Source organism: Bradyrhizobium sp. AS23.2 (genome assembly GCF_001908185.1).
Classification (GTDB): Bacteria; Pseudomonadota; Alphaproteobacteria; order Rhizobiales; family Xanthobacteraceae; genus Bradyrhizobium.
The window spans coordinates 1-23,377 of sequence record NZ_LGHM01000045.1 but is presented as its reverse complement, the minus strand read 5'-3'; the positions used below and the strand labels follow the sequence as shown (position 1 = coordinate 23,377).

General features: G+C 61.3%; 18 protein-coding genes and 4 pseudogenes. 13 read left to right on the top strand and 9 right to left on the bottom strand.

The window, feature by feature from the left end; all coding sequences use genetic code 11:
- Positions 1 to 106 precede the first annotated feature (106 nt).
- Positions 107 to 895: a GntR family transcriptional regulator gene (locus tag AC630_RS10550; protein WP_074118475.1), complete on the top strand. Its 789-nt coding sequence runs from the start codon at positions 107 to 109 to the stop codon at positions 893 to 895.
- Between the two features lie 361 nt (positions 896 to 1,256).
- On the opposite strand, the gene AC630_RS10545 is transcribed toward AC630_RS10550, so the two are convergent.
- The 3 genes and pseudogenes from AC630_RS10545 to AC630_RS10535 form a co-directional block, all read right to left on the bottom strand.
- Positions 1,257 to 2,513: a thiolase family protein gene (locus tag AC630_RS10545; protein WP_074118474.1), complete on the bottom strand. Its 1,257-nt coding sequence runs from the start codon at positions 2,511 to 2,513 to the stop codon at positions 1,257 to 1,259.
- 100 nt (positions 2,514 to 2,613) lie between these two features.
- A complete protein-coding gene (locus AC630_RS10540) occupies positions 2,614 to 3,543 on the bottom strand; it encodes an SDR family NAD(P)-dependent oxidoreductase (RefSeq protein ID WP_083636185.1) in 930 nt (309 codons plus the stop codon).
- Between the two features lie 152 nt (positions 3,544 to 3,695).
- Positions 3,696 to 4,896: pseudogene (locus AC630_RS10535) on the bottom strand (ABC transporter substrate-binding protein).
- Positions 4,897 to 5,393: 497 nt separating this feature from the next.
- On the opposite strand from AC630_RS10535, the gene AC630_RS10530 reads away from it, so the two are divergent.
- The gene (locus AC630_RS10530; RefSeq protein WP_167561169.1) at positions 5,394 to 6,995 is read left to right on the top strand and encodes an AMP-binding protein; all 1,602 of its coding nucleotides are present in this window, start codon (positions 5,394 to 5,396) and stop codon (positions 6,993 to 6,995) included.
- Positions 6,996 to 7,108: 113 nt separating this feature from the next.
- Entirely contained in the window at positions 7,109 to 8,296 is a 1,188-nt protein-coding gene (locus AC630_RS10525) for a thiolase family protein (RefSeq protein ID WP_074118472.1), read from the top strand.
- Between the two features lie 65 nt (positions 8,297 to 8,361).
- Here AC630_RS10525 and AC630_RS10520 read toward each other — a convergent pair whose 3' ends face one another.
- On the bottom strand, positions 8,362 to 8,790 hold the full coding sequence (locus AC630_RS10520) for a Zn-ribbon domain-containing OB-fold protein (protein ID WP_074118471.1): 429 nt from the start codon (positions 8,788 to 8,790) through the stop codon (positions 8,362 to 8,364).
- Entirely contained in the window at positions 8,787 to 9,884 is a 1,098-nt protein-coding gene (locus AC630_RS10515; protein WP_208866995.1) for a thiolase family protein, read from the bottom strand. The genes AC630_RS10520 and AC630_RS10515 overlap by 4 nt, the downstream gene beginning before the upstream one ends.
- A 295-nt stretch (positions 9,885 to 10,179) precedes the next feature.
- Between AC630_RS10515 and AC630_RS10510 the strand changes: the two genes are divergently transcribed.
- Entirely contained in the window at positions 10,180 to 10,815 is a 636-nt protein-coding gene (locus AC630_RS10510) for a TetR/AcrR family transcriptional regulator (protein ID WP_074118470.1), read from the top strand.
- Between the two features lie 426 nt (positions 10,816 to 11,241).
- Entirely contained in the window at positions 11,242 to 11,646 is a 405-nt protein-coding gene (locus tag AC630_RS10505) for a recombinase family protein (protein ID WP_167561168.1), read from the top strand.
- A 94-nt stretch (positions 11,647 to 11,740) separates the two neighbouring features.
- Here the strand turns inward: AC630_RS10505 and AC630_RS10500 are convergent, their stop codons facing one another.
- The gene (locus AC630_RS10500; RefSeq protein ID WP_074118468.1) at positions 11,741 to 13,090 is read right to left on the bottom strand and encodes an oligosaccharide flippase family protein; all 1,350 of its coding nucleotides are present in this window, start codon (positions 13,088 to 13,090) and stop codon (positions 11,741 to 11,743) included.
- 320 nt (positions 13,091 to 13,410) lie between these two features.
- Here AC630_RS10500 and AC630_RS10495 point away from each other — a divergent pair, with 320 nt between their 5' ends.
- Together AC630_RS10495 and AC630_RS10490 are read left to right on the top strand one after the other, a co-directional pair.
- Positions 13,411 to 15,081 carry a GMC family oxidoreductase gene (locus AC630_RS10495; RefSeq protein ID WP_074118467.1) on the top strand — a complete coding sequence of 557 codons (1,671 nt, stop codon included), beginning with the start codon at positions 13,411 to 13,413 and terminating at the stop codon, positions 15,079 to 15,081.
- Positions 15,082 to 15,134: 53 nt separating this feature from the next.
- Positions 15,135 to 16,301, top strand: a complete 1,167-nt coding sequence (locus AC630_RS10490; protein ID WP_167561167.1) for a glycosyltransferase — start codon at positions 15,135 to 15,137, stop codon at positions 16,299 to 16,301.
- Between the two features lie 17 nt (positions 16,302 to 16,318).
- Here AC630_RS10490 and AC630_RS48260 read toward each other — a convergent pair.
- A pseudogene (locus AC630_RS48260) lies at positions 16,319 to 16,474 on the bottom strand (IS5/IS1182 family transposase); the annotation flags it as partial.
- Between the two features lie 180 nt (positions 16,475 to 16,654).
- Between AC630_RS48260 and AC630_RS10485 the strand changes: the two are divergent.
- The 6 genes from AC630_RS10485 to AC630_RS10460 are packed head-to-tail and all read left to right on the top strand — an operon-like array spanning position 16,655 to position 22,564.
- On the top strand, positions 16,655 to 17,212 hold the full coding sequence (locus AC630_RS10485; RefSeq protein WP_074118465.1) for a D-sedoheptulose-7-phosphate isomerase: 558 nt from the start codon (positions 16,655 to 16,657) through the stop codon (positions 17,210 to 17,212).
- Positions 17,212 to 18,468, top strand: coding sequence for an HAD-IIIA family hydrolase (locus AC630_RS10480; protein WP_083636182.1), 1,257 nt, complete (start codon positions 17,212 to 17,214; stop codon positions 18,466 to 18,468). Before AC630_RS10485 ends, AC630_RS10480 begins: the two co-directional genes overlap by 1 nt.
- Complete coding sequence (locus tag AC630_RS10475; RefSeq protein WP_074118464.1) at positions 18,461 to 19,579, top strand: NAD-dependent epimerase/dehydratase family protein; 1,119 nt, start codon at positions 18,461 to 18,463, stop codon at positions 19,577 to 19,579. The genes AC630_RS10480 and AC630_RS10475 overlap by 8 nt, the downstream gene beginning before the upstream one ends.
- Positions 19,557 to 20,639, top strand: a complete 1,083-nt coding sequence (locus tag AC630_RS10470; protein ID WP_083636181.1) for a GHMP family kinase ATP-binding protein — start codon at positions 19,557 to 19,559, stop codon at positions 20,637 to 20,639. Before AC630_RS10475 ends, AC630_RS10470 begins: the two co-directional genes overlap by 23 nt.
- 20 nt (positions 20,640 to 20,659) lie before the next feature.
- Positions 20,660 to 21,223, top strand: a complete 564-nt coding sequence (gene rfbC / locus AC630_RS10465) for a dTDP-4-dehydrorhamnose 3,5-epimerase (RefSeq protein ID WP_074118487.1) — start codon at positions 20,660 to 20,662, stop codon at positions 21,221 to 21,223.
- 6 nt (positions 21,224 to 21,229) lie between these two features.
- Entirely contained in the window at positions 21,230 to 22,564 is a 1,335-nt protein-coding gene (locus tag AC630_RS10460) for an NAD(P)H-dependent oxidoreductase (protein ID WP_074118463.1), read from the top strand.
- Positions 22,565 to 22,708: 144 nt separating this feature from the next.
- Here the strand turns inward: AC630_RS10460 and AC630_RS43655 are convergent.
- Together AC630_RS43655 and AC630_RS43650 are read right to left on the bottom strand one after the other, a co-directional pair.
- Positions 22,709 to 23,022, bottom strand: a pseudogene (locus tag AC630_RS43655) (transposase); the annotation flags it as partial.
- Positions 23,023 to 23,246: 224 nt separating this feature from the next.
- Positions 23,247 to 23,377 (bottom strand): annotated as a pseudogene (locus tag AC630_RS43650) (branched-chain amino acid ABC transporter permease); the annotation flags it as partial.

Sequence of the window (23,377 nt, the reverse complement as noted above, 5' to 3'; positions counted from 1 at the left end):
CCTCTGCCCTGCCTGGCCGCCGGGGCTCGGTCTTCACGGACGATCACGAGAACTATAGGATGTCCGCAGAACGACTTGAATGTGCCGACTAACCGGAGACGGGAAAATGGGCCGGAGCGAGCGTAAGCGAACGTCCGCCAAGCAAAGTGAGATTCGCCTCTGGATCGAGCAGGAGATCGCGGAAGGGCGTGTCCGTCCCGGAGACGCCCTCAATGAGCGGAGTCTCTGCCTGCAATTCAACGTTTCACGCACGCCGGTTCGCGAAGCGCTACTGCAACTCGCGTCCGTCGGACTGGTGGCATTCGAGTCGCGACACGGCGCCGTCGTCGCGACGATGAACGTTCAGCAAATCGCGGCGATGTGGGAGGTTCTCACTCACCTCGAGGGCCTTTGCGCGAAATTGTGTGCGAGGCGCCTGATCAAGCCCGACCTGGACGTCTTGCGAGCCGCATACGAGCGCGGCTCGAAGGCGATCGAGAAATCGGACGTCGCCATGTACGCTGAAGCGAACAAAGATTACCACGAACTGATCTACCATGGCTGCAAGAATGAGTTTCTTGCAGATCAGGTTCGCGGCATTCGAACGCGGCTGAATCCGTATCGCAAATTCCCTTTCCAGAGATCTGGAGGAATGGAAAGGTCGCTCGCTGGACACAAGGCCGTGTTGGATGCCCTCGCCGTTGGCGACGACGAAGCGGCCGACAGGGCAATGCGGGAGCATGTGGCGGGCGGACTGTCGTTCCTGGATCTGGTTGCCGAACTGCCGGCGCACACGACGACCGCATCGCCGATTGCACCTCGGAGCGAACCAAGCATGCGCCCTGCCTCTGCACCAGCTCGGAAGAAAATCGCACCCGCCCCGACACCGGCAACATCGCGCAAGGCAACAAAGTAGCCGCCAGCCAAGCTCGAACCGGCGACGTGCGCGTATCGCAGGCCAGCCAAGGGCGGAGCAATCCCTTCCGCCTGACATACCGCGAGCATCGCCCACGGCCGCCTCACGCTCGGAACACTTACAAGCGGCAGGATTAGAGATCACTGCACTGCCCAGTGACCTTATCCGGACTGCCGGCATCACCGACGATTTTCGGATCGCCGTAGATGCGATCATCTCCATGTCCCGCACCGGCGCCCTCAAGCATTGGACGCTTCAACCAAAATGGCGCGGGACACCTGCTGATGGAGCACATCGACCCGTTCGTGTCGCGTTTACGAGGGGGCAGCGCACCAATCGACTGACAGCGACGACGAGCCGATCATGCTTTTGGCGCCTCGAGTATCGTAACTGCACAGACTGCTTCGTCGAAGCCGATAACGCCACCGCCGTTCTCCGCCAAGCCGATCCGGGCACCGCGGGCTTGCCGCGCGCCAGCTTCTCCTCGCAGTTGAGTGGTCAACTCGTGGATCATCGAAAGGCCCGTTGCTCCGATCGGATGCCCCTTTGAGACCAGGCCGCCGGACAAATTGACCGGACGCGCACCGCCGAGCGCCGTCGCACCCGATTCGACATAGCGGCCGCCCTCGCCCTCGGCACAGAAGCCCAGCATTTCGCACTGGTAGATCTCGCAGAACGAAGTCGCATCGTGAACTTCCGCGATGTCGATATCCTCTGGCGCAAGACCTGCACGACGATAGGCCTTCTGCGCCGCGATCCGGCTGAGACTGGGCTCGTCAGGATCGCGATACTTCCCGCCTGAAAGCTGCATCGCGCGCACCTTCACGGCACGTTCCCGCACCTCAGGTGGGCATGTCGCAAGATAGGCAGACGAACAGACGATGGCAGCGGCGCCACCGTCGCCGATAGGCGCGCACATCGCCCGCGTGAGCGGCCAGCTTACGGGACGATCTGCGAGGACGTCTTCAACCGAGACTTCGAAGCGATACTGCGCTCCAGGATTCAAGCTTCCCATATGGTGATTCTTGGAAGCGCCCACCGCGATCTGTCGTTGGGTCGTGCCGTAACGTTTCATGTGATATGCCGCCTGCATACCGTAAGTGCTCATGAAAACCGTCGACCCGCCAGCCTTGGGTTCAAAAGGCTTTCCTGCGCGATGTCCGATGGCCGTATAGTATTCTTCCCATTCCTGCGGGTCGAACTGATCAATGGCGCCGTCGAAGATCTGCTGCGTGACGGCCCGGTCTTCGAAGAAAGTCTTTTCGACACCAATTGCCAAAGACACGGAGACATCCCCCGAGACAACGTCCTTTATTGCACCATTCAGCGCCAACGCCGCCGTCGCGCAGCCACCCTCTACATTCGTGATCGGCACGCGCTCAGGAAAAAGACGGTCACGCACAAGAGGCGTAAAGCACACTTGGCCGCGAATGTTTCGCTGCTCGAATGCGCCCATGCCGCAATTACCGAACCAGGCCGACTCAATAGGCCCGCCGTCGGCCAAGCCGGCATCGCGCAAAACCATCGTAAAGACGTCGCGTGTGAGGCCTTTATACGTCTGCTCCTGAAACTTGCCGAAAGGCGTGCAGGCCGAACCGATGATGAAAGCGTCTTCCATGATCTCCCCTTAGCTCATCGATGAAATCGAACGAGAGAGCGCGAACGGCCCATATGATCCCGACCTCAATCCAATCGAACTCACGACCTCGACCGCCGCATCAGGCATCCGCAGATGGCGCTGCACCATCCTCCAGACGAAGCGCCGCCGCCTTGAACGCGACTTCAAGGTTTGGAAAGGCATTGGCGCCCGCTAGGTCGAGAGTTGCTTGAATGGAGCACGCGACCTGCTCCGGCAACGGCCGATCGGATGCCAGGACGACACCGCGAGATTCGACGATTGCGGCGCGAGCCAAATACCCGCCCCCGGCGACGAAGACTTCGCCGGTTATGTCGCAGCCTTCGCTGGCGAGATACGCAACAACGGCCGAAACATGCTCAGGCGGCATCTTCCGGAACACCTCCGCGTCGAGGACCCCCTCGCTCATGCGGGTTGCCGCAAGAGGGGCAACAGCGTTGGCAAGAATCCCAAAGCGCTGGCCTTCCTGTGCCAGAGCCTTGACAAACCCTACGAGGCCGAGCTTCGCCGCACCGTAGTTTGTTTGTCCGAAATGGCCGTAAAGTCCGGAAGACGATGTCGTTACGATCACACGGCCCCAGCGTTGGCTCTGCATCACGCTCCAGGCAGCCTTCGTGCAGTAAACCGCCCCGAGAAGATGGACGTCGAGAACCTTTCGAAAGTCGTCCAGATCCATTTTCGCGAAGGTTTTGTCGCGCAGGATACCGGCATTGTTGATCAGGATATCGACCCGGCCGTAAGCAGAAACGGCCTGGTCGACGAGACGTGACGCACCGGCCGGATCGGAGATGTCATCGCCGTTCGCAATGGCGGTCCCGCCCGCCGCGCAAATCTCTGCGGCCACGTTTTCAGCAGCGAGCGACGGACTGGCCGCGCCATCGACGGATGTTCCGAGATCGTTGACGACAATGCGCGCGCCTCGCGACGCGAGCAGCTTCGCGTGGCTACGCCCCAAGCCACCTCCAGCACCGGTAATGATGGCGACGCGGCCATCGAAGCGGATTTGACTCATTGGCAGCCTACCTGACCGGCCGATAGCAGGGACTTTTGCCGCGCGTGACACTTGAGGGACCAATGTGAAGCCGCAAAGGGCGTTTCAGGCATTTTTCGTCCTCCTGGATTGCGCGAACCACATGAAAGCCAAGCGTCCTAAAACAGCGAGGCTCAGTTCTTCACGAGGGGGCAGTCGCCTTCGTTCAGCGGCCGGAACGCCTCGTTGGCCGGGATTGTCGCGACGAGCTTGTAGAGGTCCCACGCACTCTTCGACTCGGACGGCTTCTTGACCTCGAACAGGTACATGTCGTGGATCTTGCGGCCGTCAGCCCGGAGTTGTCCCTTGCCGAACAGGACGTCGTCGGTCGGGTTGGCCTTCATCCATGCCATCACCTTGGCCGGGTCCTTGTCCTTGAGCGCCTGGACCGCCTTCAAGTAATGCAGAATGCTCGAATAGACGCCGGCGTGAACCGAAGTCGGCGCCTTGCCGCGGAGACGGTCGGCAAAGCGCTTTGACCAGGCACGGCGCGGCTCGTCCATGTCCCAGTAGAAGGCTTCGGTCACCAGAAGGCCCTGAGCCGCGTCCGCGCCCAGAGCGTGTACGTCGCTGATGAAGGTCACCAGACCGGCGAGCTTCTGGCCGCCGCGCACGATGCCGAATTCCGCGGCCTGCTTGATGGCAGTCGACATGTCGGTTCCGGCGGTGGCCAGTCCGATGATCTTGGCCTTCGAGGCCTGCGCCTGGAGCAGATAGGACGAGAAGTCGGCGGTCGAGAGGGGGTGGCGCACCGAGCCCAGCACCTTGCCGCCCGAGGCCGTCACCACTTCCGAGGTATCACGTTGGACGGCTCGGCCGAAGACGTAGTCGACCGTGAGGAAGAACCAGGTGTCGCCCCCCCTGTTGCACGATGGTGCGACCACCGGCATGCGCCAGCGACCACGTGTCGTAGGTCCACATAACGCTGTTCGGAGAGCACTGGGCGCCGGTCAGCTCCGAAGCGCCGGGGCCCGAAAACAGGGCGATCTTGTTCTTGTCGCGGGTCAGTTGACTTACGGCCAAGGCGACGGAGGAAATCGGCACGTCCGCGATGACGTCGACGCCATCGACTTCGTACCAGCGGCGCGCGATGCCCAATCCGACATCGGACTTGTTCTGGTGGTCAGCCGAGATGATCTCGACCTGGATGCCTTTCTGGGCTGCCTGAAAGTCCTCAACGGCCATCTGCGCCGCCACGACCGACCCCTCGCCCGTGATCTCAGACGAGAGGCCCGTGCGGTCGTTCAGGACGCCGATCTTGACGGCGAGCTCCGCACGGGCGGTGCTGACGACTGCAATCGTCGCAAACGCCGCCAACGAAAGACTTCTGAACATCACGGGCGCGCCTCCTGGAATTGGTTTTTTGTGGACGCGCCGACGGCGCGCTCGCACCCTCTCGTCCAATTCTTATAATAGAGAGAATGCTCGCTCTCATTTTGCTCAATTGAGCCCACACGTCAAGCGACGATCGCCTAAAGACCCGGCCCCACGCCTGGAAATCGGAGAAGGTCTCCCGATTCTCTAGAGAATCCAATTAGTGCAGCAATTTCACAAGCGCCTTTGCGGGAGCTCCGGGACTGTTCTTGCGAGCCGTCCTATTCCGACGAGCAGGAATTGACACCAAGGAAACGGGTGACCTATATTTCAAGAAAGCGATTATTCAGTCGCATAAAACAGGCCAAGCGATCTCCGGTGCACGGCAGCGGAAGTGTTGCTCCCTGAAATATGACGACGAAGAGAAAACAAGGTTGAGCCGGCCGCGCATCGAAGGCCGGCCCTCCAGGGAGGATGCAAGGGAGCAAGAATGCCCAGTGTCTATGATCGTTTTCGGGATGCGGCTCGGCGATGTCCGACTCTGCCCTTTCTATGCATTCCGAAAAGCCCGACACGCGACTATCTCGCCGGTGGTACCGAGTTCAGCTACGGGCAGGCCCTGTCCATTGTTGACGATCTGGCTGCCCGATATGCGGACGCCGGCTACAGCGTCGGCCATCGGGTCGCGATTGTTCTCGAGAACCGGCCGGAGCATTTTTTGGCATCTTCTCGCGCTGAATGCGGTTGGCGCCTGCGTGGTCCCGCTGAATCCCGATTATCTCGACCACGAGTTCGCCTACGCGATCGAGTTCGCCGATTCTGCTTTGGTCATCGGCATCGGGAAGCGCCTCGAAACATTGCGCCGTGTCGTATCAATGCTCGATCCATCCGTGGCGCTGATCAATGCCGAAGATCTGCCAGCCAAGTTCCCGAGCCCGGCGCAACTGGCGCAATCGGTCGACGCTCACGTCATCAAGGACCTGCGCGAGGCCCTCATCATCTACACCTCGGGAACGACCGGGCGCCCCAAGGGCTGCATCATCTCAAACCATTCCTGCTTTGTTGCAGGGCAGAGCTACGCGTCCTCCGGCGGTCGGCTGTCTCTCGAAGAGGAGCGGGAACGGCTCTACGTACCGTTGCCCACGTTTCACATGAACGCCACCATCGTTGCCCTGAACGCCATGATCGAGGCCCGCGGCTGCCTTGTCATGCCAGACCGCTTCCACCCCTCGTCCTGGTGGTCCGATCTGTGCGACACGCGGGCGACTGCGGTCCATTACCTTGGAATCATCCCGCCGATTCTGCTGAAGGCGCCACGCCATCCCGACGAAGCCCGACATTGCGTCAAGTTTGGTTTCGGCGCAGGGGTCGATTCCGTCCTCCATGGAGCGTTCGAGGAGCGCTTCGGCTTTCCCCTGGTGGAGGTTTGGGGCATGACGGAAACCTCGCGCTTCGTTGCCGACAATTTTGAGCCGCGGCGGATTGACACCCGTGCCTTCGGGAAACCTCGGCCGCCGCTCGAAGTGTGTGTCGTCGACGAGCACGATCGACCGGTCCCGGCCGGGGAATCGGGCGAGTTGCTCGTGCGTTGCGAGGGTCCGGATCCGCGCTCCGGCTTCTTCTCGGGCTACCTCAAGAATGCGGATGCGACCGAGGCGGCGTGGCGCGGCGGGTGGTTTCACACCGGCGACATCGTCTCGCAGGGCGCCGACGGCATGCTCTGCTTCGTCGACCGCCGCAAGAACATCATCCGTCGCAGCGGCGAGAATATTTCCGCCGCTGAAGTCGAGGAAGCTCTGATCGAGAGTCCGGAGGTGCAGAGCGTCGCGGTTATGGCGGTTGTCGACGAGCTGCGCGATGAAGAGGTTCTCGCCTGCGTCAAGGCACGACCGAATGCGGAGCCGGGTTCGGAGCTGGCGATAATCCTGTTGGAGCGAGCACGCCAACGGATCTCCTATCACAAGCTTCCAGGGTGGATCGTCTTCGTGGACGAAATTCCGGTGACCGGAACTCAGAAGATTCGCAAGGGGCTGATCTTCCCCGAGGACATGGACCCGCGAGTTCATCCGCAGGCCATAGACCTGCGACACCTCAAGAAGCGCACCGTGGCCGCATCATAACCCGCCGGCTGAACACAGAGAATGCAGGTTCGTCATTCCCGCCGCAGTCGTTTGTGGCGGGACATCTTTTCAACTGACGCAAGTCGTCTCGACTGACACAAGGAGTGTAGACCATGTCCCGCAACGTTGTATTGGCCGCCGGCAAGCGCACGCCGTTCGGTGATTTCGGCGGTTCCCTCAAGGATACGCCACTTTCGGCCCTGGGAGCCCACACGGTGCGAGCTACGCTGGGCGCCGCCGGGCTCGACGCGGCGCGCATTGATCATCTCACCTTCGGCAACGTCATGTCGGTGGACTACGACGGCAACTTCATCAGCCGCAAAGTCGCACTCGACGCCGGACTGCCGATCGAGTCCGCGGCGCTGGCCGTGAACCGGGCCTGCGGCACGGGCACCGAGGCGATCGCCAGCGCGGCACGATTGGTCCTGTGCGGCTCAAGCCGTCTGGGGATCGCGGCCGGTGGCGAGAATTTCAGCCGCGTACCGTACGTGGCACAGAACGTGCGTTGGGGCGCGAAGCGTGGCCCTCAGACACTTGAGGATGGACTGGACTTTGCCTATCGCTGCCCCTTCAGCCGGGAACTCATGGGCGAAACGGCCGAGAACCTTGCCGATGTCGGCGACTACAAACGGGCCGACATGGATGCCTGGGGCCTCATGAGCCAACAACGAGCCAAGGCGGCGATCGAGAGTGGCTTCCTGAGCCGGCAAATCGCGCCGATCGAGGTGCCCGACGGCAAGGGGTCGAGACTGTTCGCGCAGGACGAATTCCCGCGCTTCAATGTGACCGCCGAAAAGCTGGCGAGTCTGAAACCGGCCTTCCGCAAGGACGGGCGCGTCACCGCGGGAAGCTCCAGCGGAGTGACGGACGGGGCCGCGTCCCTCATCGTGGCCGATGCCGACGCCCTTCGCGGCGCAGGCGTCGAAGCTGAAGCGCGCTGGGTTGATGCGATCTCTGTCGGCGTCCCGCCCCATATCATGGGGTCGGGCCCGGCCCCGGCGATCGGCGCGCTGCTGAAGAAACACGATCTCAAGGTTTCGGATGTCGACTATTTCGAGATCAACGAGGCCTTCGCCGTCGTCAACCTCCACGCGGAGCGTGAGCACGGCATCCCCCGAGACCGGACGAATCTGTACGGTGGCGGCATCTCGATCGGCCATCCCCCGGGTGCCACGGGCGTTCGCATGACAATCACCGCGATGCATCATCTGGCCGACACGAAGGGACGCTACGCGATCATCAGCATGTGTCTCGGAGCCGGCCAGGGAATGGCGACCCTGATCGAGAATCTCAGGCGCTGACGTCTGAGAGCATCAAAGACCGCATGAGAGACGTGCCGAGGAGCCGCCTCTCATGCGACCTCTCATCAAATTAGTCGCGCCGCAAAGAGAGGGCCGTCGTCATACTGTAACACCACGGTTTCGACTTCTCGCCCGATATCGGCAAATGTTGCCTGATTGACGAGGCGACAGAGCAGCCGCACGCCATCGTCAAGGTCGACGATGCCGATCGCGTAGGGCAGATCGCCGTCCAGAGCCCGAGGGGCCACATGGATGCGCGTGAAGCTGTACAGGCGGCCATGCGGCCGCAGAACGATCCAGACATGATCCTCGGACCAGCAGGCCGGGCAGAGCGGCCGGGGCGGAAACCGGAGCCGGCCGCAAGCCTGGCATTTCGGCGCCGTTAGGAAGCCTTGCTCGAGCGCCGTCCAGAACGGACGCGTGAAACGCGAGACCCGCGGCGGAAAAGGGCGCGGGCCGTTGTGGCGGATGGTCGGGAGCGGGACGTCGATCATGAGTGCGCCTCCAGGATATGGACGAGCGCCGCGTTGTACTTTCCAAGTTCCGACACGCACATGGCGAGGCGGGCTCCCTCCACCTGCCGCCGCTCGGCGCGCCCGAGGATCTGGCTGCAGGCTTCGACGACGTCGTACAGTGGGGAAACTTCGGGAGGGTGTCCGCGCGACAGGCAGCCACCGCATGTATTGACCGGATAGCGCCCCCCGATGGACGTGGCATCGTTGGCAGCGGCGGCGGCGCCTGAGCCGCGCGCGAAAAGCCCCAAGGCTTCGGTCGCCAGGATCTCGACAATGGTGCATGGAGCATAGAGTTGGAACGTCGAGATGTCGGCGAGTTCCGTCCCGGCTGTGGTCAAGGCACGGTGCGCAGCCCGGGTCAACGCGCTGTAGTCAAGAGCGGAGGTTGGGACATCGGCAATCTGATGGATTCCCTCGTGATCGAACCCCCGTCCGCGGATCCGGGCGTAAGGCTGCCCGGTGAGCTTCGCCCTAGCTTCCGTCGATACGATCAGGGCGACAGCGCCGTCGGACCGCGCGGGCACCTCGAAGAGGCCGAGTGGCTCGACGATCGGACGAGCCGACAGCACGGCGTCGAGCGTCAAGGGATCGCGAAACTGTGCCAGCGGATTGAACCGCGCATGTTCTCGATTCTTGACGGCCACCACTGCGGTAGTGTCGCGCGGAACGTCGTATTCGAACATGTAGCGGTGCGCGTCCATGGCGTACCAGGAAATCGGCACCGGGCCGAAGATCGACTGGAAGTCGACGTCGCCGGTCAGACGAATGCTGTAGTCGAGATGCTGCGCCGTGGGTATTCCCGATTCGAAATGAACACCCACCGCAAGCACGCATTCGGCGCGGCCCGACTCGATCAGTTGCACCGCCTGATCGAACGCATGACCTCCGGTCATACCGTTGCCGAGGACCTGGATCACATTGCCCTTGGCGGCGATGCCCAGGGAACTGCAGAGGAAGGTGTGGAAATAGCCCTGCCGGGTGTGATCGCCGGGATGGGCGACAACGACCGCGTCGATGTCTGGCCGTGAGACTCCAGCCATCGTGGCGGCTTCCCGCACGACCTGGGCTGCCATCTCATGCTCCAAGGGAGGATCGATCCCGGGCTTCGTCCGTTGATGGATCCCCACGGGCACCGCCGCGTACCCGACAATCGCTGCACCTGTCATGATTTTCGGATCTCCCACTCCAGGCTCTGTGGACTCTTTCGACGAATCTTTCAGGCCTTCGCGGATTCTTTCCGAAGGCGGTGCAGGATGCCCCCAATTACCAAACAACCGTTTGTTTTGCAATTGAACCGCGCAATTCTCGACGACGCGTACTTCGTCAGGTAAGAGGAGAACTCAGCCGGATCTCCCCGAACAAGACCAGATGACAGCTAAAGGCCGACGCGCCCACCCCGCATCCCAAGCACGCCGCCCAAAGACGGCTCCACGGCCGCGAACTGCCGGCACGAAGCGCGAGCTTCCGGACGAACGTCGACAAGTCCTGATCAGCGAAGCTGCACGGCTATTCGGCAGCAAGGGTTACGAGAACACGTCGATGCGCGACATTGCAGCGGTCGTCGGCATCCTGCCCGGCTCGCTCTATCATTATTTCCCGTCCAAGGAGGACTTGTTCGTCGCGGTCTACTCCTTCGCGGTGTCGCAGTCTCTGGATGCGGTGAAAATGGCCGTGGCGAACCGCGACGATCCGTGGGCCCGCCTGGAGGCTGCCTGCATTGCTCATTTGCAAGGCCTGTTGGACAAGAACCGCTTTGCGTCAGTGCTGGTCTCGCATCTGTCCGTCGACAATCTCCCCGAGCAGGTTGTAATGCTGCGCGACAAATACGAAGCCGTATTCAAGGAGCTGATTGCCGAGCTGCCGCTTCCGGCGGGAATCGATCAGCGCATCTTCAGGCTCGGGCTGCTTGGATCGATGAATTGGGCAATCACCTGGTACCGGCCCGGCGGGGAGACGCCAGCCAGCGTCGCGCGCAAGCTGTTGAACGCCCTTCGCCGGACCTGAGCGTGGCAGCCGCTCAGCGACGTCGCTCGTTCGAGCGCTAGACGACATATTCAATCGCCTCACGCGGCAAGCAATCAATTATCCGACGCGCCGCAGATACCCGCCCTTCATGGCGGTCCCAGCAAGATCGCAAGCCGCGCAAACGACGACAGTCAAAGTCGATGCCCGATCCGCCGCGTGCCATGGTCTGGTCTGACGTCTGAGACGATTATGGCCGGCGTTTCCTAGGCGGCACCCTATCCGCCATCTTTTCCGCTTCGTTCCGATGGTCACGGCGGCGCAGACCAGCCCATCAAAACTCCGAAACTTGCGCCGGAAAGCAGACTCGCTCAAACTGGTCGCTGCGAGAGACTGTCCTGAACTACCGTCCAAAGCGGCACGTGTTTCGGGCCTATTTTGGCTATGTGGCTGCCGGGGGGAAAGTCCGTGATCGTGGGCTATTGTCGCATTGGTCCACTCGAACCCATCGAGCGACTTCACGCTCAGAGGCGCAATCTGGCCGCCATCGGGGCGCAGGAGTTTTTTTGCGAGAAAGCCAGTGTCTTCGGGAAGCTGCCGGAGTTGGAGCGGGCGATCGAGTCCGCTCGAAAAGGGGACGTGATAGCGATCACGAAACCCTATCGAGTGGCGCATTCGACCCGGGGGGTGCTGGCGCTCATCGAGCGGCTGGGCCGCAAGGGCGCCGGGCTTCGCATCATCGGTACGCCGATTGACACGAGCACCACGACCGGACGCATGATCCTCGGATCGGCGCCCCTTTGGTCGCTTGGCGCTTCCCCGCTGCGGTCTGTGCTGTGGGACCTGAGTATCGGTTGGCGGCGCGGGCGGTAAGGCCACTTCTGGAGTGCACCATCAAGAGAGAAATACTCCATACGCTCGTGACGCTCGCCTTGAAGGGGCGGGCCACGTGCGCGGGCACGTCGAGTTAGCGTTCGGAGCGAAGTTGACCGCGCCAAGGCGGCACGGCGCTGGCGGGGGACGCGAGCACGGAGCCCGCCGCAACGTCGCTCGCTCGCGCTTTGCCGTCACCTTGAGTTGCGGGAATCCGCGCTCTGGCAGTGCCAAACACCAGGAAGAAACCTGCCGAGATCACCAGCACGAAACCTTCCCTCGCGATTAGCGCGATCGCGACGGCAATAGCCGCGTTCGAGAGTTGGAGGGAAAGTAGGAATGCTACAGCGAGGAATATCAGCAACCCTGAAACGTTGAGAGAGGCCCAAGCGCGCTCGTGGCCGTAGTTAAACATATAGAGGTTTGACGTGCAGGTGTTCGCGTTTATTAGAATAGGGATGACGGACATCACCCGAACGATCGGGATCGCCCCCGAAAAACTTTCGCCGAATAGAAAGAGGATGACATAAGGGGCGAGAAAGAACAAGGAAAGGCTGAACGCCGCACCAACGACGAGGGTCAGCAAGGAACGCCAAATCAGAACGAGCCCGGCTTCCGGGTCGTGGTGCGCGCAATACGCGACTCTGGGCAAGAGCGTGTCGCACATCGCTCTGAAGAATGGCCGTGTGGCGTTCACGAACTTCTCGGCGATCGAATAGTTCCCGGCAGCAACGTAACCCGCAAAATGCTCGACGAGCGGAACGGGCAGAGTCACGAATATCCTCTCGACAAGAGTAAAGAGGAATCCTCGCCAGCCGTTCCGAAGCTGCATCCCAACCGTGGACGGTGTCACGGTCCTGAAGCCGCTGAAGCCAATGGGAACGATGAACGGCAAGCTGACAAGGCCCGCGACAAGACCTGTCGAGCTCTGAATCGCCACCGCAAGTTCGATTTGAGCGGACGAGGTCACCATCGTCAGGAAGCATACCAGAGCCAAACTGCGGCTGACGACCACCGCGATGGTCGCTTGCCATGCGCGTTCTAGAGCGATGAATAGCCAAGTGGGAAACACGATGCCCCCCACCGCGTTCAGCATGGCGCACAAGAGCATTGGCCTGCTGACAGCGAGGAGGCCGTCCGCCGCAGCGACGACAGCGAGCGTCACCACGAAGCACAGTGTAGCCTTCGTGGCGGTGATCTCCGCGAAGAGAGAAGCGATCACGGCTGGCTCATGCCGGGCGGACGCCGCCGCACGTTGCGCCGTCCAATGAAAACCATAGTCCACGACGGTGGTTGCCAGCCATCCGATGCTCAGGGCGTATGCGTATTGTCCAAAATGAAGGGGTCCCAGAACCCTGCCGGCATATGGCAGAATGAGAAGGGGCTGCAGGACATCGACCGCATGCATAATGGCTAAACTGGCCGCTTGCTTACGCAGGCTCATAAGCAGTCCTCACTGAGGGAGATCCCATAAGTCCTGGCACCCTCCAGGCAGGCGACGTCGTGACGAGCAGAGAGCCGTCCGGGAGGTCAGCCCGCGTCGGGAATCCCGCAAGAAGTTCATGCTTGCCTCTGGACACGCCCGGTTACAGGTTTCAGGCGTCGCCGCTCCTCTTTCATGGTGAGCCGCGCGGCAACTCCGAAGCATGCCTGCGAATGACCATTTCAAAAAGCGCTCCGAAAGGGGTAACACCGATGAGCCAAGTGACGCGAAGACCCATCCGCTAACGTTCGCCGTGCAGTGAAACCCGTGGGGGTAGAAACATGTCGGCGGACACAGAGGTTTTCGACTATGTAATTGTCGGTGCCGGGGCCGCGGGGTGCGTGGTGGCCAATCGGCTCGCGACTGCAGAAGACTGCACTGTTTGCCTGCTCGAGGCGGGCCCGCCCGACTACAGTGTCTTCCTGCGTATCCCCGCCGGGGTCTACAAGGCCGCATCAATTCCGAAATACGCATGGCAATTCGAAACGGAGCCGAGCCCAGCGACCGCAAACCGTGCCATACCGATCCCGCAGGGCAAGACGCTCGGTGGTTCGACCGCGGTCAACGGAATGAACTACAACCGGGGCCATTCCGAGGATTTCGATGGTTGGGCCCGACGGGGCAACCGGGGCTGGGGCTACGCTGACGTGCTTCCGTACTTCAAAAGAACCGAACGGAGAATCGGGACATGCGACACCACGTACCGAGGCCTGGAGGGAGCGCTTCCCATCACAGACTGCGATTTCCAACACCCGCTTTGCGATGCTTTCATTGAGGCTGCGCACAACCTCGGACTGCCGCACAATTCCGACTACAACGGCGCAAGACAGGCGGGGGTCGGGTACTATCAGCGCTACATTGAGAACGGCTGGCGCGTAAGTGCGGCGCGGGCATTTCTGCGACCAATTGCCAAGAAGAGGAACTTGGAGATTCGGACCGGAGCCCAAGCCACTGCGGTGTTGTTCGAGGGAAAGCGGGCGATCGGGGTTCGGTACGCGCAAGGACCTGGCCGTCCTGCTCGTGACGTGAAAGCACGTCACGAGGTGATCCTCACCGCCGGGGCTGCGAATACGCCGAAGCTGCTGCAGATCTCAGGGGTCGGTCCACGAGCATTGCTCGCAGACCTTGGTGTTCCGATCGTGCATGAATTGCCTGGCGTCGGCGAGAACTTGCAGGACCACTACATGATCCATTTCATCGTCCGGGTGAACACCAAGACGATCAGCGGGCGCGGCTTGGCTCTGCTTCGGGAAGGCGCCAAATGGGTCTTCGGCCGTCCGAACCTTCTCGCCCTTAGCCCGTCTCTCGTCTACGGTTTCGCCAATTCGCGGGATCTCTCCTCCACTCCGGATATTCAACTGGATATTGCCATTGGGAATTATTCTAACCTCACCCAGGAACGCTTTCCCGTCCTCAAGCCCGGATTCTATCAGCTGCGGCCGAACAGCACTGGATTCGTCCGCGCACGCTCGCCCGATCCCGCCCGCGCCCCCATCATTCAGCCCAACTTTCTCGTGGACGAAAGGGACCAGCGTGTCGCTGTCGACGGCATCAGGACGATGCGGCGGCTGCTCGCCGCCCCAGAGCTTCAGCCCTACCATTGCGGGGAGGAGTTGCCTGGTCCCTCGGTCATGGATGACTCCGAGTGCCTGGAATATGCTCGGGAAGCTGGACTGACGTCATATCACGTGTGCGGGACCTGCCAAATGGGCCCGCAGGACAATCCGGCGTCGGTCGTCGATGATCAATTACGTGTCCACGGTTTGGAGAGCCTGCGGATAGCGGATGCTTCGATAATGCCCACTGTGCCCTCCGCCAACACGTCCGCGGCTGTGTTCATGATCGCAGAAAAGGCCGCGGACATGATTCTGGGACGCCATCCCTTGCCCGCAATGCATTTTGATCCCTCCGACCGGGTCCAGCGTCCGGCCAAGTCCGCCGTACAGGCGTAGATCGCAATCCAGAGGCTGGAGGCGGCCAAAAAGATAACATGGAGGGCCTTTCCTTGAAGAAACGAATCCTCGTTGCTTCCGACTTTAACGCGAAAGATCGAGCTCACTTCGCGTTGTCCTACGAATTCTGCCGTATCGTCACCGAGTGTGATGATGCAGACCTCGTCGCGCCTGGCATCGACAACTACCTGACGAGGCATCTCGGTGGCATTCTGCCACCTCACGACAGTCAGAACGTCCAGCGCGACTTCAACAGGCTGGTCAATGGTGTCCGTAAGGGGCTTGGCCTGAAGAACGCGCCGACGATCAAGCAGGTCGAGCTCGATCAGAACTACGACGTCTTCTTCTTTGTGGCCTGGAGTCCGCAAAGTTTCGTTGAGCTCTCTCGCATCCGAAATTGGCGCGGTCGGTGCAAGATCGCCGTGGCATATCTGTTCGAGCTCTGGTCCAGCACACTCGAAGAGGATCGCCATTACCTGAGACTATTGGACCAGTTCGACCACGTGTTTCTGCTTCACAGCGCAAGCGTTGCGCGCCTTTCCCCATACACGGCCGCTCCCTGTTCCTTTCTGGCGACTGGCGTCGATTGCCTGATTGCCACACCGGGTCCGTCACCGCCCGAGCGGGTCGTCGATGTATATTCGATGGGTAATCGCGCGATGGGACCACATCGGCAATTGGTGACGCTGGCTGAACGACGAAAATTCTTCTATCTATATGACTCGCTCTCCAGCAGCGATTCCCTGGTCAAGGATTGGCGGGAGCATCGACTGCTTCTCGCCAATATTATCAAGCGCACCCGTTACTTCATGGGCTTCAGTCCCGCGGCGGTAGTGGGTCCAAATTCGCACAAGATCGTAGGCGAGCAGGTCCTGCCGTCACGCCTGTTCGAGGGTGCCGCCGGGGGCGCCGTCATCCTTGGAACAGCGCCGCAATGCGCCGAGTTCCGAGAGTGCTTTGATTGGCCAGATGCGGTGATTGAGGTCTCTCCAGAGTCGAGCGATATCGCCGCTGTGATCGACGAATTGGATGCGCAGCCGGAGCGGATGGAGCGCGTGCGCCGGACCAACGCCGTGCGTTGCCTACAGCGGCACGATTGGGTCTACCGCTGGGAGCACATCTTGTCCGCAATCGGAATGGAGCCGCTTCCGCAGCTCCACGATCGCAAGTCCCGGCTGAGCGAAGTCGCAGCCGCCGCCATGTCGCCATTGCCGGCATAGCTCAGCCGCGTGAGATAACCGTGCTTCTGGCTCGAGATGAAGGTGTGGCGGGGATTTTGCGCGTCGTGGCCGCGGTGCCCTTGTCGACATAGGCGCGCGCTCGATCGCACAGCTCAGTGAGCTGTCTCGGTGTCTTTGATGACGCTCCGATGACCATGTGGTGGCCATTCCGGCCTACCCCCAAAGAGTGAATGTCACGCGGTAGGATCGGGTGTCTAATACGTCCATAGGTTGATCCATTATTTCACCATTATTCACCTTGGAGAACCGGGCGTATGCGCGCAATCCGGTCTGAATCACCATATGTGCCACCGATGATTTCGACATCACCGGAGGCGTCAGACGTCATCTCGATGCATTTCGAGGATGTGCGCCGCGTGCTGGCGGAAGTTCAAGTGTACGCGGTCCAGAGACTAGTCGATATTTTCCGTGGGGCCCGTGATCGAGGGTCCTTCATTTATATCGCCGGCAATGGCGGCAGCTCTTCGACCGCCTCTCACTGGGTGAATGACCTCGGCAAGGCGACCAAACGCTCGGGCTGCCGACCGTTAAAAGTCATGTGCTTGTCCGACAACATGTCCTGGTTCTCCGCTCTGTCAAACGACGAAGGTTACGAGAGGGCGTTCTCGGGTCAGCTCGAGAATTTCGCGAGCCCGGGAGATGTGTTGACCTGCATCTCTGCGAGCGGCAACTCCCCGAACCTGGTGCGCGCGGTCGAACTGGCGCGGAGCCGGAAGCTCACCACCGTGGCCCTGCTCGGATTCGATGGCGGCGTGCTGAAGGGGCTGGTTGATGAGCCATTGTGCGTCAAGACCGAGAAGGGCAGGTACGAGCTCGTCGAGGACGTCCATTCGGCGATCTGTCACGCGGCCACGAGGTGCCTCGTTGCCGACAGACCGGGTCCAAACTAATGGCTGCCCTCGACGACAGCTCCCTCCGCGCGCGTATCGAAGGCCGAATCTATGATCGGCCGACACAAGCGGTCATCCTCGCGGGTGGACGTGGCACCCGAATGCAGCCGATCACAAATGATCGGCCCAAGCCGATGGTGCCAGTTCTGGGGCGCCCTTTTCTTGAGTACCAGATCGAGCAACTGCGCGACCAGGGTATTGAACGAGTCCTGATACTCCTGGGGTATTTGGCCGAGGTCGTACAGAACCATTTCGGCGATGGTCGTGACTGGGGTGTGCACATCGAGTACTCGGTAACGGCTCCCGACCAACTGACCAGCAGCCGAGTGGCGACTGCTCGGCACATGATCGATCCTTGCTTCCTGCTGTTGTACTGCGACAACTACTGGCCGATGCAGCTGGACCGGCTATGGGCGCGGTTCCGCGAGGCCGGGAAGCCCGGTTTAATCACCGTCTACAGCAACAAGGACGGTTACTCCCGAGGCAGCGTCCTCCTCGACCGCGACGGCCACGTGAGTGTATTCGATCGTTTGCGCACGACCCCCGGACTGCAGCAGGTCGAAATCAGCTACGCGATCATTACAGACCTCGCCCTCGCGCTGCTACCTGAGCAGGACACGCTGTTCGAGGAGGCGATCTATACGCCGCTGGCTCAACAAGGGCGGCTCACGGCTTATTCGAGCGATCACCGCTATTACAGCATCGGCTCGCTGGATCGGCTGCCGGCAACGGAAGCCTTCATGCGGCGCAAGCCGACCGTGATCCTTGATCGCGACGGCGTGCTCAACCGCAAGCCCCCGCCGGCGCAATACGTACGGAACTGGAATGAGTGGGTATGGTGCCCGGGCTCTCTCGAGGCACTGCGGCTCCTGCACGACCGGGGCTACCGCACAATTATCGCCTCGAACCAACCTGGCATTGGTCGTGGCGTCATGAACGAGGCCGACCTCGAAGCTGTACATGACCGCATGAAGCGGGAGATCGCGCAGGCGGGAGGCTGGATCGACGCAATTTATTATTGTCCGCACGATTGGGGAGACGGCTGCGAGTGTCGCAAGCCGAAACCCGGCCTCCTTTACCAGGCCCAGCGGGACTTCCACCTTGACCTCACGCGCACGCTATTTGTTGGCGACGACGAGCGCGACGCCGCGGCTGCGGCGGCGGCTGGCTGCCCCTTTCGTCGCGTGACCGATGCATGCTCGCTCCTCGACCTCACCCGACAACTGCTTGAAGGGAAAGCCCCCGCATATGCCTGACAACAAGCGGATCCTGATCACCGGCAACAACGGCTATATCGGATCGGTTATGGCGCCTTGGCTCCAGGACCAAGGCTTCGACGTGGTTGGTCTCGACACCGGATATTTCTCTGCCTGCACACTCGTCCCCGACCTCGCTGACATCCCGACAATCCGCGAGGACCTGCGAGAGGTTACCGCCAAGGAACTCGCCGGTTTCGACGCGGTGATTCATCTAGCGGCACTCAGCAACGATCCGATCGGCAACTTGAACGAAGCCTGGACGCGGGAGATCAACTCGCAGGGGACGATCCGGCTTGCAAAACTCGCGAAGCTGGCGGGCATCCCGCGCTTCATTTTTTCATCCTCTTGCATCATGTACGGGACGTCGGAAGCGGCGGTTGTTGACGAGAATGCGCCGCTCGCGCCGCGCACCGAATACGCCCGCTCCAAAGTCGAGGCGGAGATGGCGCTGCGCGCGCTCGCCGACGATCGTTTCTCTCCGACGTTTTGCCGCAACGGGACTGTCTACGGCCTCTCGCCGCGGATGCGGTTCGACACAGTCCTCAACGATTTCATGGGCAACGCCTTTACGACTGGCCGCATTGTGATCCAAAGCGACGGCACACCCTGGCGGCCAGTCGTCCATGTCCGAGACGTTGCGCGCGCGTTTCAGGCGGTGCTCGAGGCGCCACTAGAGACTGTCCACAACGAGGCCTTCAACGTCGGTGCAAACGAACTCAATCACCAGATCCGTGATCTCGGGCAGATCGCGGCGGAGACTGTTCCCGGCTGCGAACTCGCGAGCGTACCGCAGCCGGGCGCGGATCAGCGCACCTACAAAGCGGATTTTTCCAAGTTCAAGCGAACCTTCCCGGGATTCAGCTTCCGATGGACGGCGAAGGACGGAGCGAAGGAGCTTTATACCGCGTTCCAAAGAATCAGTCTGAAGCATGGCGTATTCACGGACAAGCGTTTTACGCGTCTGAGCTGGATGCGGCATCTGCTCGACAGCGGATCGATCGACGAGTCGCTCAGGTGGACTGAGGTCAGAGCCAACCTGAGCCGGGGTCGAGCCTGTGTCTCAACAGGCGAGAAGGGCGAGCGCCATGAAAAATCTATCGACGCGTGAACTCGAGCCTGCATCCGTAATCCTCGATGAGAAGCGGCACGGACCCGCTTACGCCAACTGGCATTCGACCAACATCGTCATGACGCGGACTCCGCTGCGCATCTCCTTTGCAGGAGGCGGCACGGATCTGCCAGAGTTTTACGCGGTTGAAGAAGGCGCCGTCCTGAGCGCGGCCGTTGACAAATACGTCTACGTTACTGTGAAGCGCCACAGCGACCTGTTCAACGAGCCGATCCGGCTCAACTACTCGCGAACGGAGCAGGTCAACACGATTGGAGAGATTGACAACAATATTGCCCGTGAGTGCCTCAAATTTCTCGACATCGAGCCTCCGATTTTCATCAGTACCGTTGCCGACATGCCGGCGTCGACCGGGATGGGGGGATCGAGTTCCTTCGCAGTGGGGTTGCTCCACGCGCTCCACGCCTTCCGTGGCGAGCGCGTCACCGCGGGTCAACTAGCTGAGGAGGCCTGCTATATTGAGATGGAGGTGCTTAAAGAGCCGATCGGCAAGCAGGACCAATACGCTGCCGCCTTCGGCGGCCTGAATCTGCTTCGGTTCGGGCGCGACGGCCGCGTCATGGTCGAGCCGCAGCCGGTCCGGAACGGTTCTGTTGCCCACCTGTTCAGCAACATCATGATGTTCTGGACCGGTCATCAGCGCCCGGCCGCCATGGTGCTCACCGAGCAGAGGAGCAACACGTCGCGAAACCTGGACGTTCTACGGCATATGCGCAATGACGCGTATGAGTTTCGTGCCCTCTGCTCCGGTCAGCACATCGAGCTCGAGCAGGTGGGCGAGGCTCTTCACCGCGGCTGGATGCTGAAGCGGAGTCTTGCTTCCAAGATTACCACTTCGGAGATCGACCGCCACTACGCGCGAGCCCTCGAGGCAGGTGCCGAAGGTGGCAAACTCTGCGGTGCTGGCGGTGGCGGCTTCCTCATGTTCATCGTGAAGCCGGAGAAACGTGAGCGGGTGCGTCAGGCGCTCTCGGACCTCCCCTTGGTGGCGCTTGAGTACGAGGTACACGGCTCGCGGGTGCTTTACCCGGCCGGGTGAGGCTGGTCTCGGAGGATACGATGATTTTTAAGGCCGCCGAAATCGAGGGTGCCTATACGGTAGAACTTGACAAGCGAGCGGACAGCCGCGGCTTCTTTGCCCGCGGCTGGTGCAGCCAGGAGTTCGACGATCGCGGCCTTCCCAATCGGATGGTCCAGATGAATATCTCCTCCAACCGCCGCAAGTATACGATGCGCGGCTTCCACTACCAGATCGCCCCGTATCAGGAGGACAAGCTTCTGCGCTGCGTTCGCGGCGCTGTGCACGACGTGCTGCTCGATCTGAGACCGGGCTCGCCATCCTTCATGCGTCACATAGCGGTCGAGCTTAGTGCGGAAAACTACCGCATGCTCCTCGTCCCGAAAGGCTGCGCGAACGCCTTTTTGACCCTCGCGGACGAGACGGAGGTCACGTATCTCGTATCCGAGTTCTACACGCCGGCCGCTGAGCGGGGCGTGCGCTGGAACGATCCGGCGTTTCGCATCGAGTGGCCCGCCGAGCCCGCCATCATCTCCGAAAAGGACTGCAGCTGGCCTGATTTTGTGAGCGAGCGCAGGTTCGTCGCGACTGCCGAGCAGGAGTAGACAGCCATGTTCATCGTCGACCGCGAGCTCGAGCGACTGAAACGGGCCGGCACCCCGATCAGGGTGGGAATGGTGGGCGCCGGGTTCATGGCCAAAGGCATCGCGCGTCAGATGCTGCACTATACCAAGGGCATGGAACTCGCGGCGATTTCCAACCGTCATCTTGAAGGAGCCCGTAAGGCCTACGCCGAATCCGGCGAGACCAATGTCACACATGTGCGCGGCGTGGACGAACTCGACGACTGCATCGCCCGGGGCCAGCGCGCGATCACCGACGATCCAATGCTTCTTTGCAACGCCAGTGGGATCGATGTGATTCTGGAGGTCACCGGTACGATCGAATTCGCGGCCGATGTGGTCATGCGGGCGATCGCCCGAGCCAAGCACGTCGTCATGATGAACGCCGAACTTGATGGCACCCTCGGCCCGATCCTGAAGACTTATGCCGACCGCGCCGGGGTCGTCATCACGAACACGGAAGGTGACCAACCGGGCGTTATCATGAACCTGTACCGGTGGGTGAAGGGATTGGGTATCAGGCCCGTTCTGTGCGGGAACATCAAAGGTCTGCACGACCCCTACCGCAATCCCACAACCCAGGAGGGGTTCGCCAGAAAATGGGGGATGAAGGCCCCGATGGTCACGTCTTTCGCAGACGGCACCAAGATATCTTTCGAGAACGCGATCGTTGCCAATGCAACGGGCATGCGGGTCGCCAGGCGCGGGATGCACGGTCCCGTCGTCGAGGCCGGCACCCCGATCCAGGAAGCGGTCAACTGGTACCCGATCGACGAGCTTCTCGAGGGGGCCGGTATCGTAGATTACTGTGTGGGGGCTATGCCAAATCCAGGCATATTCGTACTTGGGACAACAGACGATACGATCGAGAAGAACTACCTATCGCTCTACAAGATGGGAGCGGGTCCACTCTACTGCTTCTACTGGCCCTATCATCTTTGTCACTTTGAAGTCCCGTTCACGATCGCTCGCGCGGCGATCTTCGGAGATGCAGCAATCGCTCCTCTCGGTGCACCGCAGGTCGACGTGGTTGCGGCCGCGAAGAAAGATCTCAAGGCCGGAGAGGTCCTGGACGGGCTTGGCCAGTACATGACCTACGGCTTGTGCGAGAACGCGCAAGTCGGTCACGCCGAGCGCCTTCTTCCGATCGGCCTCGCCGAAGGCTGCCGTCTTCGGCGGAACGTCACGCGAGACCACGTGCTCGGATACCATGACGTCGAGATTCCGGTCGCCCGATTGTGCGATGCACTGCGCCGGGAGCAAGATACCCTCTTTTTCGGCAGCCCGTCATTTATACGCCCTGAGGCTACGGTAAATGCCTAAGCTCGATTAGTCGAAGCGACCTCGAAATCTGGCGAGACTGTCTGCGGCGTTGCCCGCCGGTATGGGTTGGCGCAAAGCCTGCTGTTCACTTGGCGCAGGCAGGCGCTCCAGGGTCGCTTGGGCGGCGAGGCCGCCGTCACCTCCCGCGTAGCGCACCACCGCGGTGAGCGCCTTATCGGCCATGCGGCGCGGGTCCAGAAAGCCGGGGAAATACGAGCCCTTGCGCAGCTTGGGGATGCGCAGTTCGACCGCGCCAGCGCGGGTCTCCCAGGATCCGGTCGCGGTAGCCGCTGCGCTGGCCAGACGCACGGGGTCTTCTCGCCATAGGCCGCCCGGTCTGGCCTTCGACTTCCGGCTCCATCAGGCGCTGCGCGGCAAAGCCGATCATCTCGCGCAACAGATCGGCATCAGGGGGTCTTCTCCACGAGCGTGCGTAGATTCATCATATCGTCGGTCATCGGTGGTTCCTCTGTTGCGTTGGCGCAACCCGATCCTACCGAAGAACTGCCGGTGACCCGCCCGCTCGCTACGGCGCTATTTGAGGCCCGCGTCCGGGCGGCTTTGCTCTACCGAGCTACACCACACCCTGGGACGCGACTTCATTTCGTCGCCGATGTACTCGCGCCGTTTAGTCGAGTCTTGCGCGGCGCGGACGAGCAGAGCGCTCGTACTCGTTTGCCTTCTAGAGCGATCGCCGGAAGTAATGCGCGATTTCACCGATAACGCCGCGGCGGAAGGTGAGCACGCAGATCACGAAGATCGAGCCCTGGATCACCGTCACCCACTGGCCGAAGCCCGCCAGATATTGCTGCA

Coding starts and splice junctions, on each gene's coding strand:
- AC630_RS10550 (WP_074118475.1), top strand. CDS start 107: ATGGGCCGGAGCGAGCGTAAGCGAACGTCCGCCAAGCAAAGTGAGATT.
- AC630_RS10545 (WP_074118474.1), bottom strand. CDS start 2,513: ATGGAAGACGCTTTCATCATCGGTTCGGCCTGCACGCCTTTCGGCAAG.
- AC630_RS10540 (WP_083636185.1), bottom strand. CDS start 3,543: ATGAGTCAAATCCGCTTCGATGGCCGCGTCGCCATCATTACCGGTGCT.
- AC630_RS10530 (WP_167561169.1), top strand. CDS start 5,394: ATGCGGCTCGGCGATGTCCGACTCTGCCCTTTCTATGCATTCCGAAAA.
- AC630_RS10525 (WP_074118472.1), top strand. CDS start 7,109: ATGTCCCGCAACGTTGTATTGGCCGCCGGCAAGCGCACGCCGTTCGGT.
- AC630_RS10520 (WP_074118471.1), bottom strand. CDS start 8,790: ATGATCGACGTCCCGCTCCCGACCATCCGCCACAACGGCCCGCGCCCT.
- AC630_RS10515 (WP_208866995.1), bottom strand. CDS start 9,884: ATGGCAGCCCAGGTCGTGCGGGAAGCCGCCACGATGGCTGGAGTCTCA.
- AC630_RS10510 (WP_074118470.1), top strand. CDS start 10,180: ATGACAGCTAAAGGCCGACGCGCCCACCCCGCATCCCAAGCACGCCGC.
- AC630_RS10500 (WP_074118468.1), bottom strand. CDS start 13,090: ATGAGCCTGCGTAAGCAAGCGGCCAGTTTAGCCATTATGCATGCGGTC.
- AC630_RS10495 (WP_074118467.1), top strand. CDS start 13,411: ATGTCGGCGGACACAGAGGTTTTCGACTATGTAATTGTCGGTGCCGGG.
- AC630_RS10485 (WP_074118465.1), top strand. CDS start 16,655: ATGCATTTCGAGGATGTGCGCCGCGTGCTGGCGGAAGTTCAAGTGTAC.
- AC630_RS10480 (WP_083636182.1), top strand. CDS start 17,212: ATGGCTGCCCTCGACGACAGCTCCCTCCGCGCGCGTATCGAAGGCCGA.
- AC630_RS10475 (WP_074118464.1), top strand. CDS start 18,461: ATGCCTGACAACAAGCGGATCCTGATCACCGGCAACAACGGCTATATC.
- AC630_RS10470 (WP_083636181.1), top strand. CDS start 19,557: ATGAAAAATCTATCGACGCGTGAACTCGAGCCTGCATCCGTAATCCTC.
- rfbC (WP_074118487.1), top strand. CDS start 20,660: ATGATTTTTAAGGCCGCCGAAATCGAGGGTGCCTATACGGTAGAACTT.
- AC630_RS10460 (WP_074118463.1), top strand. CDS start 21,230: ATGTTCATCGTCGACCGCGAGCTCGAGCGACTGAAACGGGCCGGCACC.